This window comes from Affinibrenneria salicis, from assembly GCF_008710095.1.
In genome coordinates, this window is sequence record NZ_VYKJ01000006.1 from 206,786 (window position 1) to 219,418 (window position 12,633).

The window sequence follows — 12,633 nt, forward strand, 5'->3', positions numbered from 1 at the left end:
ATGTGCTTATGCCGCTGACCGCTAACCGACCCGTGCTTTCCGTCGAGCGTCTGAGTATCGAATTCGGCGCCCGGCGCGTGGTGGACGACGTGAGTTTTCGTCTGCAGGCCGGCAAAACGCTGTGTATCGCCGGCGAATCGGGCAGCGGAAAGTCGTTGACTTCGCTGGCGATCATGGGGCTGCTGCCGGACGCCGCGCGCATTCCCGGCGGCGCCATCCTGTTTGGCGATACCGATCTGCTGAGCCTGAACGAGCGGCAGATGCAGCCGCTGCGCGGCCGGCAGATCGGCATGATTTTTCAGGAACCGATGACCTCGCTCAATCCGCTGATGACCATCGGCCGACAGCTGGAGGAGACGCTGCAGCGCCATGAAACGCTGGGCCGGCGTGAGCGCCGCGCGCGGGTGAAGACCATGCTGGACGCGGTCAGGCTGGCCCAGGTGGAAAAACGCCTCGGCCAGTATCCGCACGAGCTGTCCGGCGGCATGCGGCAGCGGGTGATGATCGCCATGGCGATGCTGTGCCAGCCGAAGGTGCTGATCGCCGATGAACCGACCACCGCGCTGGACGTGACCATTCAGGCGCAGATTCTCGAGCTGATGCGCGAACTGCAGCGGGATTTCGCCACCAGCATCCTGATGATTACCCACGATATGGGCGTGGTGGCGGAAATGGCCGATGAGGTGGTGGTGATGAATCAGGGCCGTATCGAAGAACAGGCGCCGGTCGGGCCGCTGTTCAGCGCGCCGCAGGCCGACTACACCAAAAGATTGCTGGCGGCGGTGCCGGTGCTCGGCGCCGCGCCGGCGATTGAGCCGGTGGCGGTCGCGCAGCCGCTGCTGTCGGTGCGCGATTTGAGCGTGCGTTTTCCGCTGCGGCGCGAGATTTTTCGTCCGCGGCGCGAAGTGTTCGCGGTGGACGGCGTCAGCTTCGATCTGTTTCCGGGCGAGACGCTCGGCATCGTGGGCGAAAGCGGCTGCGGCAAATCCACCACCGGCAAGGCGCTGATGAATATGGTGCCGTTCAGCGGCAGCGCGCTGCTGGCGGGCCAGCAACTAAACGGGTTGCGCGGCGAGGCGTTACAGGCGGTGCGGCGCGATATTCAGATGGTGTTTCAGGACCCGTACGCCGCGCTCAACCCGCGTCGTTCGATTTTTGAACTGGTGGGGGAACCGCTGCTGATCCATCAGCAGCAGTCGCTGGCGCAACGCCGCGAGCGCGTGGCCACACTGCTGGAGCAGGTGGGGTTACCGGCGGCGGCTATGCGGCGCTACCCGCATCAGTTCTCCGGCGGTCAGCGGCAGCGCATATGCATCGCTCGCGCGCTGGCGCTCAATCCGAAGCTGATTATCGCCGATGAGTCGGTATCGGCGCTGGACGTCTCGGTACAGGCGCAGGTGCTTGAGCTGCTGGAGACGCTGCGTCATGACTACGATCTTAGCTATCTGTTTATTTCTCATGATATGGCGGTGGTGGAGCGTATCTGCCATCGCGTGGCGGTGATGTTCGGCGGACGCATTGTGGAGATCGGCCCGCGCGATCGGGTGCTGCATCATGCGCGCCATCCTTACACGCAGCGCCTGCTGAGCGCGGTGCCGATGCCGGATGTAACGCGTAAGCGCGATTTTGGTAATCTGCTTAATGAAATGGAGCGGCCCGATCCCATCAAGCCGTTCGGCTGGCAGAGCCCGCCGCAACGTTTTACCGACTATGGCGGCGGGCACTTCGCCGCCGCCTGATGCCGGTCGACGGGCCGTTCAGGGGGGCGCGCCGCTACTCGTGGTATTAAACAGGCGGCGCAGATTTTCGCTCATCGGGAAATGCAGCGTGATCTGGCTGCCGGGCAACGGCTGAGTGAACCAGCGGGCGTAAATCTGGTGGATTTCATTGCTGTGATAAATTTGCCGCAGCGCATCATTGACCGCGTTGCGGAACGCCTCATCGTCACGCCGCATCATGAAGCCGTATTCAGTCTCTGTATCGAGGGTTTCGTCGGAAATCACGTAGTCCTGCGGATGCGTCGCGCGAGCCCGCAGGGCGTGCAGCAGGATGTCATCCATGGCGAAAGCCGATACCTGTTCCTGCGTCACCATATCGAAGGCCTGCTGCAGGGTATCGGTGGCGACTACGGAGAGATTCAGCTTCTTTTCCCGATTCACCTGGTTGATCTGCGCCACGTTGTTGGTGCCCAGCACAATGCTGACGCTGCGGCCGCGCAGATCCTCGAGCGTACGCAACTGGTTTTTTCGCAGCGAAATATAGCGAGTGTTGACCAGAAAGTAGCCGATGGAGAAGGACACGTTGCGGCGCCGTTCTTCGGTATTGGTGCTGGCCACGCATTCGATATCGATCTCGCCGTTGTCGAGCAGCTGCACTCTGTTGGCCGCGGTGCGAAATACATAATCAATATTGATCTTTTCCAGCCCCATACGCCGCCGGATCGACTCGGCGACGCGCTGGCACAGTTCGATCGAATAGCCGGTCACCGCGTCGGGACCGCGCCAGGAGAAGGGCGGCGTATTGCCGTAGCCGACGCGCAGCGTCCCCGTCTGGCGGATACGCTCCAGCGTGGGAACGGCGGCGGCCAGCCGCGCGTCATTTCCCGCAACGACGATAAACAGAATAACGAGAAGCTGGCGCCAGCGTTTACCGTAGTGACCGTTACCCATCGCGCGTCTCTCCCTCAATCAAGATAGTCTTTCGGCTGCGCCAGCATCGCCTGCAGGTTTGGCGGCATAGCGAAGCGTAGATTGATTCCCTCTGGCGGAATCGGTGAAAGAAACCATTTGGCGTAGATGGCGTTGATGTCGCCGTTGGTGAACAGCGTGTTCAGGCGCGCATTCACCACCTGCCTGAACGTCAGCTGGCCCGGCGGCATCATGATGCCATAGGGTTCCGGGCGGCTGAGGCGATCGTCGGAAATGATGAAATCGTCCGGGCGGGGCGCGGAGGCGATCAGCCCGGCCAATAGAATATCGTCCATGACAAAGGCCGACACTTTGCCGTTGGCCACCAGATCGAACGCATCCTGATTCAGTTTCTTCAGCACGACGGAAATATTGAGCTTCAGGCGCGCGTTGGCGGCGTTCAACTGCTCGAGATTGATGGTGCCGCTGCTGGCCGACACGCTCCGTCCCGCCAGATCCTCGAGGCGCCGAATGCCGCTGTTTTTCAGTGCGACAAAACGCGTCGCAGTCACGAAGTGCGGCCAGGAGAACTCGGCCAGCTTGCGCCTTTCGCGATTATTGGTGGTGGCGGCGCACTCGAGGTCGATCCCGTGGTTGCGGATCTGCGGGAAGCGTGTCGCGGTGCTGACCGGCACATACACCACCTGAATATCATCCATCTGCAGGTAGGTTTTTATGCCGTCCACCACCTGCAGGCAGATGTCGATCGAGTAGCCGAGCGGCTGGCCGTTGACCACGTAGGAAAAAGGCGGCTCGTCCAGGCGATGGCCGATGCGTACCGTCTTATTCTGCGCAATGCGCGTCAGCGCATTGTCCATCGGGATAGCCGCCGCCGGCGATGGCGCCAGCGGCAACAGCAGTATGAGTATGAGCCGCTTCCACCCGACGACGGCGCGTCGCTGACGATTGAGGGGTGCGAAAAAAAGTGAGGTTTTCTCATTTGCCATATTGCTCCGCCTGCTGCCCTGATGCTGGTGACTACTCAATAACCGCCGTCTTACGGGCGGCGATGTCCGTTGCCGACAGCGCTTCTCCGGAGCGGCCGCCCTGTACATAGCGGCAGCCGGCCTGGCGCAGCAGCGTTATTTGCTGGTCCGTTTCCACGCCTTCCGCGCTGGTTTCCATATCCAGTAAATGCGCCAGACTGATGATATTGCCGATAATCATGCGCCGGGTGTCGCTGCTGGTCAGGCCGGCGATCAGCGTTTTATCCAGCTTGATGCGGCTGAACGGAAAATCGGCCAGGCAGTCGAGCGAGCTACAGCTGGCGCCCAGATCGTCCAGCGCAATGGCGATCCCCCGCGCCTGAATGCGCTGCAGCACCGCCAGCGCCGCCTGGCGATCGAGCAACGCCGCCTCGGTGATTTCGAGTTCGAGGCGTTCGGCGCTCAAACCGCTGTGCGTCAGCGCCTGGTTGAGGATCGTCAGCAGGCCGGGATGATGGAGTTGAACCCCGGAAATATTGATGGAAACCCACTGGTGGGGCGCGAAGTGCGCCATGGCGTCGCTGCAGGCCTGGTGAATGATCCATTCGCCCAGCCGGACGATCAGACCGGTTTTTTCCGCCGGCATGATAAAGGCATCCGGCGACAGCCACTCGCCGGCGGCGCGGCGCCAGCGCACCAGCGCTTCATAGCCGACAACGCTATTGTCGGCGAGGCGCACCAGGGGTTGATAGTGGAGTTCAAATTCGCCGCGCATCAGCGCGCCTTCGATATCCAGATCCGCGGGCGAGCGAATGGCGTCCGGCATGACCATTCCGTACTCAAAATAGCGATAATTATTGCGTCCGCTGTTCTTGGCGGCGTACAGCGCCAGGTCGGCGTGGGTCATCAGCGCGTGCGAGGTCTCGCCGTGCAGCGGCGCGCTGGCGATGCCGATGCTGAGGCCGACGGAGAATTCATGCCCGTGGGCGTAAAACGGCGTGGCGATGGCCTCTATCAACCGCTCCGCCAGACGGGTCGCCTCCTGGATTGGTTTTTCCTGTACCCGCTGGAGCAGGGCGAACTCGTCGCCGCCCAGCCGGGCCACGATGTCCCCGCCGCCGAGCAGGGTGGAAATGCGTTCGCCGACGCCGACCAGCAGCGCGTCTCCGGCCAGATGGCCGAAGGTATCGTTCACCTGTTTGAAATAGTCGAGATCCAGCAGCATCAGGTTAAAGCGCGCGTTGCCCGACGGCAGTCCGGCAATGGCGTCCTCCAGCGCCCCGCTGAAAAAGGTGCGGTTCGGCAGACCGGTCAACGCGTCGTGATGCGCCATGTGTTCCATTTTGCGCGCGGTTTCCTTCACCTGCTGCAGATGTTCTCGTTCCACCATAGCCTGGCGCAATTTTTCGATAGCCAGCGCCAGCCCGCCGATCTCATCATCCCGTTCAAGGAACGGCGTGGCGCTGGCGGTGTCCCCCCGGGCGATGCGCGTCAGCGACTGAATCAGCGCCGGCAGGGAATGGAAAAATTGCCGCATCAGCAGCGAAACGATCAGCCCGGTCAGCAGCAACACCGCCAGCAATCCCAGCAGAGAGTTGCGCAGCAAAGAATTGTGGATGCGATACAGATCTTGTTTTTCACCGATACTGCTCACCAGCGCGCCCAGCATTTCCCCGGAGGGCGACAGCAGCGGCAGCACGCTGGCGAAGTAGGTTTTATCGTCAATGAGCACAAAACCGGTGAAAATCGTGTTCAGCCTCTCCGGCGGCAGCGGTTTGCCCGCTTCGAGCGTCAACTGCTGACCGGTGTCGGCGCCGCTGGCGTCGGTCACGCTGACAAACCCTTTCTGCCGGCCATAGTGAAATAGCCAGACAGGGTTGTTGGTCTGCATGGCGGCCAGCGATAGCACATCGACGGGATTAAAGCCGGTCTGCAGAATGTAGGCGTCGTCGCCGAGAAAGCTGTCGGTTACGATGCCGGTCGTTTGGCCGTGCGCATTCATGCGCGCCATTACCGACGTATAAATGCTGCGCACGATATAGCTAATAATATGGGCGTTGGTATTGGCCTGGCGTCGCCATTGTTCCTGCGAGCTTTTGTCCACCAGCAGCCAGCCCGCCGACGCGCCGACGCCGTAGGAAAAAATAATCCCCACAATAAGGAATAAAGTGACTTTACCCAGAATCGAATGGTGCCAGCGTTGCCGCCGATGCCGGGTAAAATTATCCTTATTCCGCGTTACTTCCTGTAATTCCCTGGTGACTTTGATTCGGAATATCATCAGCTACAACTCGTTATCCTTTCTATACCCGTCATACTGCAGGTTGCAGATGCGCTGGCTGCGCCCGGATATGCGACTCATGTCCGGGCTTCAGCCCTGCGGAGCCGCTTTCCTGCAACTCAGGATATAACCCTTATCTTTCAGGCCGCCGGCGATGTTAACCACGTTGTTCGACCCGGTCCGTCTTCCTGTATTGTCCTTCGCCTGTCTGATCGTTTGTCTCTTTGCCGTACATTGAACGTTTTCAGATAATGTGCGCCGGCGTAGAAGGCAGTGAAAAATCTTGTATTAAAAAAAATTGAAAGAACAAACTCAGACAACAAAAACACATGCAATATTTTTGCCTGCTATAAAGGTTTTTTGAGATGTTTATTTTCGTTGTTAATGAATAAACGAACGTTAAATAATGAAATATCCTTTTTCCTTCCTTGTTTATACCATCAAAAATAGTGGCTACAACATATTATTTAACAGAAGAAAAAGTGATGACTGAAAGGGAAAAATAACGTTAAAAGAAAGCGTTAGGGCGGCGCGGATTTATTACCCGACCAACGTTTCTGGCCGGCTGAAGGAGATCTGATGATAATCAATCCGTTACCGAATGGACGCCGCGCCGTGGCCGCCGGCGCTCAGGCGCGGATCGCTTCGTTTTCGGCCGCCCGCGCGTTGTTATCCTTTTTCAGGCGTGATAAACAGCCAGCGGCGGCTATCCGCTGCGAACGGGGATCGCGCAGGCCGCCGGCGGGCGACGGCCTGCCTGTTGATATCCGGTTTTTGTGCTATCTCCGTTCGCCTGCCGGCCGCATCGCGCAGAAAAATCCGCGCCCGTTAACAGAAAAAGATCGTCTCCAGTGATGTTTATCACACAACCGAAACGTTCCCGATGAAGCCGGGAACGTTTCGGTTTATGTTGAGTCGACCGAAGGAAGGACTGACCAACAACTGTGAGCGGGGTTTTATGGATTCGACCATTCATCGCCTGTCGGGGGAAGATACCGATCTGATCGTCCGGGTTTCGCCTTTTGGCGAAATTTTATATTGGGGAAAACCGCTGGCCGGTTTTACGGCGGAGCAGTGCGTCGGGCTGCAGCGCGCGGTTCCCAATGCGCGTTTGGATAGCGATGCGCCGTTGACGTTGATGGCCGAGTCGGGCCGGGGGTTGTTCGGCAGCCCCGGACTGGAGGGCAACCGGGACGGGGAAGACTGGTCGCCGGTGTTCGCCACTCGCTCGGTCGAGTCGGCTCCCGCGCGTCTGTCGATCGTCGCACAGGACGATGTGGCCGGGCTGCGTCTCACCAGCGAACTGCTGCTGCATGGCGATGTGGTTCAGCTGCGCCATACGCTGACCAACCTGAAAGCGGCGCCCTGGCGGGTTGACCGGCTGGCGGTCACGCTGCCGCTGCCGGATTCCGCATGCGAACTGATGGCCTTTCACGGTCGTTGGATCCGGGAGTTTCAGCCGCATCGCATCGATCTGCGGCACGGCGGCTATCAGCAGGAAAACCGTCGCGGCCGCACCTCGCACGAATATTTCCCGGCTTTTATCGCCGGTCGGCCGGGCTTTAGCGAACAACAGGGCGAGGTGTACGGCGTCCATCTCGCCTGGAGCGGCAACCACCGTCTGCGGGCCGACGTAAAATCGGACGGCCGCCGATATCTGCAGGCTGAGGCGTTGTACCATTCGGGCGAAATCGTGCTGCAGAAAGACGCCAGTCTGAGCACCCCCTGGGTGTACGCCAGCTTTTCCGATCGCGGCCTGAACGGCATGAGCCGGCATTTCCATCGTTTCCTGCGGCGCGAGGTGCTGGCGTTTAACGCCAGCCGGCCGCGTCCGGTGCATCTCAATACCTGGGAAGGCATTTTCTTCGAGCATCAACCCGAGGCGATTATGCGTATGGCCAGCGCGGCGGCCGACATTGGCGTTGAGCGTTTTATTATCGACGACGGCTGGTTTCAAAACCGCAACGACGACAGCGCCGCGCTGGGCGACTGGACGGTGGATAGCGCCAAATATCCCGACGGTCTGCAGCCGGTGATTCAGCATGTGAAGTCGCTGGGCATGGAGTTCGGCCTCTGGCTGGAGCCGGAGATGGTCAATATCGATTCGCAGCTCTATCGCCGGCATCCCGAGTGGCTGCTGGCGCTGCCGGGTTATCAACAGCCGGCCGGCCGTAATGAATATACGCTCGACCTGTGTAACCGCGCCGTGTGGGACTATCTGTACCAGACTATCGATCGCCTGCTGTCCGACTATGCCATTGATTACATCAAATGGGATATGAATCGCGAGATCGTGCAGCCCGCACATCAGGGGCGGGCGGCCATCACGGCGCAGACTCACGCGTTCTACCGTCTGCTCGACGCCCTGCGCGCCGCCCATCCGCAGGTGGAGATTGAATCCTGCGCCTCCGGCGGCGGCCGCATTGACTATGAAGTGCTGAAACGCACCCACCGCTTCTGGACCTCGGACAGTAACGATGCGCTCGATCGCCATCAGATCCAACGCGGCTTCAGCTACTTCTTCCCGCCGGAGGTGATGGGGGCGCACATCGGCGTGCCGCACTGTCACAACACCTCGCGCTATCACACCGCTGCGTTTCGCAGTCTGACCGCGCTCTTCGGCCATATGGGGCTGGAACTTGATCCGCTGCAGGAAAGCGCGCCAACGCTGGCGGCTTATCGACGCTACATCGATCTGCATAAACAGCTGCGCGCGCTGTTGCACAGCGGCGACCTGTACCGCATAGACGCGGATGACGAAAGCGCCCGGATGATTACCGGCGTGGTGAGTCAGGACAGGAACGACGCGGTTTACCTGATCGCTCAATTGACGCTGCCGACCTACGCGCTGCCGGGCCAGCTGCGTTTCGACGGTTTGCTGCCCGACGGGCGTTATCGGGTCGAGGTGCTGGATATTCCCGACAATGTTTTGCCGCACAACAGCATGCACAGCATGAAGGCGTTGCCGGCGTGGATGGACGGGCAGCCGCAGGTATTCAGCGGAGACTGGCTGGCGAATGTCGGGCTGGCGGCGCCCGTCCTCGACCCGCAGTCCGCTATGTTGATTCGTTTCACCCGGCTGTCGGCGGGCGCGGCGTAACCGGGGGGGCGGACGAAGTCAATTCACGAGGAGGGAAGGCGCCGGGCGTTTGCCGGCCAGGCAGCAAGGGACATATCTATACCGACTGGATTTCGGATTGCAGGGCGAAACGTCGCTGTTTTGTTCTGCGGTCTGAAGGCGGACGGGACAGGCGGATATGCATAACAACGACAGACAGGACGGGTAAACATCATGAAAGGTGACGCTCAAACGCATAAAATCAATGCCAATCTGTGGATATTCGGTTTCTTCCTCTTTTTCTACATGTTCATTATGGGGGCCTACATCCCCTTCTTTCCGCTATGGCTGCATGAGGTCAACGGATTAAGCAAAACGGAAACCGGCATTGTCTTCTCCAGCATCGCGTTTTTCGCGCTGGTGTTTCAGCCGATATTCGGCGTACTGTCGGATAAGCTGGGGCTGAAAAAACACCTGCTGTGGATTATTACTATTCTGCTGGTGTTCTTCGCGCCCTTCTTTCTGTATGTGTTCAGCCCGCTGTTGAAAACCAACATTATTCTCGGCGCGCTGGTCGGCGGCATCTATCTGGGGTTCGTCAACTCCGGCGGTTCGCCGGCTATTGAAGCCTATGTGGAAAAGGTTAGCCGGCGCAGCGGCTTCGAATACGGCCATGCGCGCCTGTTCGGCTGTATCGGCTGGGCGCTGTGCGCCTCGGTGGTGGGCTATATGTTCAGTCAGAACAACCAGTTCGTGTTCTGGCTGGGTTCCGGTTTCGCGCTAATTCTGGCGCTGCTGCTGCTGTTCGCCAAACCCGACGCCAGCGCCAGCGCGCAGGTGGTGGAAGAGCTGGGCGCCAATAGCTCGCCGGTTAATCTGCGCACCATGATGAGCGTGTTCCGCATGAAGAAGCTCTGGTTTTTCGTGCTGTATATCATCGGCGTGGCCTGTGTGTATGATGTCTTCGACCAGCAATTCGCCACCTTCTTTACCACCTTCTTCGCCTCGAAAGAGCAGGGCACCGAGATCTTCGGCTATGTCACCACCCTCGGCGAGCTATTGAATGCGTCGATCATGTTCTTCGCACCGGCGATTATTAACCGTATCGGCAGTAAAAACGCGCTGCTGGTGGCCGGGGCGATTATGTCGATCAGGATCGTCGGATCCGCCTTCGCCACGCTACCGTATGAAGTGATTATCCTGAAAACCCTGCATATGTTTGAAGTGCCGTTCCTGCTGGTCGGCACCTTTAAATATATTACCTCGCAGTTCGATATCCGTTTCTCCGCCAGCATTTATCTGATTGGGTTCTGCTTTTTCAAACAGCTGTGCGCGATCTTTATGTCCGCTTTCGCCGGCCGCATGTACGACCTGATTGGTTTTCAGGGCGCCTATCTGATTCTGGGGGCGATCGTCGTCGGCTTTACTCTGCTGTCCGCTTTCCTGCTTTCCGGCAACCGGGAGGCGCTGATCGGCGCACCGCCGGCGCCTGACCTGGAGAGCAGTCGCTGAGTTAAATGCGGGGATGCGCGGTGTCCCCATCGCCCAGGCGAGCCGGCCAGCAGGTTTGCACGCTGGCCGGCGCGGCGCCATCCACCAGCCGCGCGATCATCCCGGCAATATGGCCGGCTGCTTTGTCCGGCGCCGGCTGCACGATCGCGGTGACTTTGCCGTTGATCAGACAGCCCTCTTTCAGCTCATCGACCACGATTAATGCGGTGCGGCCGTTGAACAGCCGCTCTTCGCGCTGCAGCAGCGTCGCCACGCCTTCGCCCAGCACATTGCTGCCGACGATGATGGCGTCCGGCGTCTGCGCTTGCGCCAGCAGACGCTGAACGGCAAGAAAGCCCGCGCCGCGGCCGATAGAACACAGCTGGATGCCGGCCGGCTCGAGCTGATGGCGGCGCATCGCTGCAAGAAAGCCGTCCAGCCGCTGCTGATGATAAGGGATGGCGCCATCGCCGCCGATAAAAGCGATGCGGCGATAGCCGCCTGCGGTCAACCGTTCCACCGCATCGCGCAGGGCGGGCGCGATATCGATATTAAACCAGGCGGCATCGTCGACCTGCAGGCCAAAAAACAGCACTGGCAACTGGCCGGCGAGCAAAATCGCCATGTCTTGATTGTCGGGCTGACAGTGCGCGACGATCAGCGCGTCCACTTTCTGGCTATGCAGCAGGTTTCGCAGCGCGCTGCCGCCGTGGTGAAACTCATCGGTAATCAGCAGCAGGTCCCGGTCCTGCCCGGCTAACGCCTGACTTAATCCGGATAACGTATTGATAAAGTTAGCGTCATGCAGCACATGTTTGTGGAACGGCAGCACCAGGCCGACGGTGTTGCTGCGGCCGGTTTTGAGTTTTCTCGCTTGCGCATTGGGGCGGTAGCCGCGCTGCAGCGCGCAGGCCAGAATCTGCTCCCGGGTATGCTCGGCGACATCGTCATAGCCGCCGAGGGCGCGGCTGACCGTGGTGACGGAGATGCCCAATTCCGCGGCGATGGCTTTTAGCGACACGTTAGGCCTCCGTCTCCGATATCCGCCGGCGGGAATGGGGTTGAAAGCCGACCCAGGGCGGGCTGCCACAGAACCTGGAGCTGTTCCGGCGGCGTACCGGCCAGCAGACTGAGCGTCATGCGGCCGATCTGTTCACCAACCTTGTCGCCGGTCGACTGTTCTATCGGGATCACCTCAAAGGTGGTGGTGGTGTCTTCCGGCAGTCCATCGTAAACGTACAGCGCGATATCCTGCGGGCGGTAGCCCAGTTCCTGCAGCGCAATCGCCACCCCTTCGCCAGTGAAACGATCATCGGTAACGATCGCGGTGGGGGCAACATCGGCGGAAAACATCGCCCGGGTGGCCTGATAGCCGGCGTAGCTGGTCAGCGGAATGTCGAACAGCCAGTCGGGGTTGATCGTCTGGCCGGCCTGGCGCATGGCGCGCTGGAAGCCGTGCAGACGCTGGCGAATAAAGTTCAGCTGGCAGGCGCCGCCCAGATAGGCGATGCGCCGGTGCCCTGCGGCCAGCGCCGCCTGGGTGGCTATCATCGTGCCGGCTTCATTATCAAAATCGAACCAGGCGTAGCGGCCCGGCAGCTGGCTGCGGCCCAGCGCCAGGAATGGAAAACCGATCTCCTGCAGATAGATCAGGCGCGGATCGTACGTCTGGGTATGGGCGACAATCAGGGCGTCCACGCTGCGGCTTTCTATCAGGCGCACAAAGGAGAGCCGCTGGTCAAAAAAAGCATCCGAAATCAGGAAAACATCGATATTCTCCTGCGCCAGCACTGCGCTGATACTGGCCGTATTCTGAATAAAGCCGACGTTTTCGATCAGGTTGTGCTGGAAAGGATAAACCAGCCCGACGATGTCGCTTTTGCCGCGTTTCAGGCGGCGAGCGTTTTGATTGGGGGTATAGCCGGACGCCTTCGCTGCCGACAGAACCCGCTGACGCGTATCGGACGATACATCGGGATCGCCGTTAAGCGCCCGACTCACCGTCGAGGTGGACAGACCCAGATGTTGAGCAATGCTTTTAAGCGACATAGACGGATAAATTCATACCACGGTCAATCGGATGTCATGATGCGGCAGTGTAGCATTTTTAACGGCTAAAAATCGCCCGTCGTCGCGTTTGTCGGCAAAGGACGGACCAACGCGTGACGGGACGAAGAGGAAAACGGCGCG

At 59.8% G+C, this 12,633-nt stretch carries 8 protein-coding genes; 3 read left to right on the forward strand and 5 right to left on the reverse strand.

Annotation, left to right across the window (positions count from 1 at the left end; translation table 11 throughout):
- Positions 1–8 precede the first annotated feature (8 nt).
- Positions 9–1,739 carry an ABC transporter ATP-binding protein gene (locus tag FJU30_RS13670; protein ID WP_150435523.1) on the forward strand — a complete coding sequence of 577 codons (1,731 nt, stop codon included), beginning with the start codon at positions 9–11 and terminating at the stop codon, positions 1,737–1,739.
- 18 nt (positions 1,740–1,757) lie between these two features.
- Here FJU30_RS13670 and FJU30_RS13675 read toward each other — a convergent pair whose 3' ends face one another.
- From FJU30_RS13675 to FJU30_RS13685, 3 genes are read right to left on the reverse strand one after another with little or no spacing between them, the layout of a single operon-like run.
- Complete coding sequence (locus tag FJU30_RS13675; protein WP_150435524.1) at positions 1,758–2,669, reverse strand: amino acid ABC transporter substrate-binding protein; 912 nt, start codon at positions 2,667–2,669, stop codon at positions 1,758–1,760.
- A 14-nt stretch (positions 2,670–2,683) separates the two neighbouring features.
- Complete coding sequence (locus FJU30_RS13680) at positions 2,684–3,634, reverse strand: amino acid ABC transporter substrate-binding protein (RefSeq protein WP_191091598.1); 951 nt, start codon at positions 3,632–3,634, stop codon at positions 2,684–2,686.
- Positions 3,635–3,665: 31 nt separating this feature from the next.
- Positions 3,666–5,894: a putative bifunctional diguanylate cyclase/phosphodiesterase gene (locus tag FJU30_RS13685; RefSeq protein ID WP_150435526.1), complete on the reverse strand. Its 2,229-nt coding sequence runs from the start codon at positions 5,892–5,894 to the stop codon at positions 3,666–3,668.
- Between the two features lie 958 nt (positions 5,895–6,852).
- Between FJU30_RS13685 and FJU30_RS13690 the strand changes: the two genes are divergently transcribed.
- Together FJU30_RS13690 and FJU30_RS13695 are read left to right on the forward strand one after the other, a co-directional pair.
- Complete coding sequence (locus FJU30_RS13690) at positions 6,853–8,994, forward strand: alpha-galactosidase (protein WP_150435627.1); 2,142 nt, start codon at positions 6,853–6,855, stop codon at positions 8,992–8,994.
- 192 nt (positions 8,995–9,186) lie between these two features.
- Entirely contained in the window at positions 9,187–10,464 is a 1,278-nt protein-coding gene (locus FJU30_RS13695) for an MFS transporter (protein ID WP_150435527.1), read from the forward strand.
- Between the two features lies 1 nt (position 10,465).
- Here the strand turns inward: FJU30_RS13695 and FJU30_RS13700 are convergent, their stop codons facing one another.
- Positions 10,466–11,464: a LacI family DNA-binding transcriptional regulator gene (locus FJU30_RS13700; protein WP_191091599.1), complete on the reverse strand. Its 999-nt coding sequence runs from the start codon at positions 11,462–11,464 to the stop codon at positions 10,466–10,468.
- Positions 11,455–12,492, reverse strand: coding sequence for a LacI family DNA-binding transcriptional regulator (locus FJU30_RS13705; RefSeq protein ID WP_150435529.1), 1,038 nt, complete (start codon positions 12,490–12,492; stop codon positions 11,455–11,457). The genes FJU30_RS13700 and FJU30_RS13705 overlap by 10 nt, the downstream gene beginning before the upstream one ends.
- Positions 12,493–12,633 lie beyond the last annotated feature (141 nt).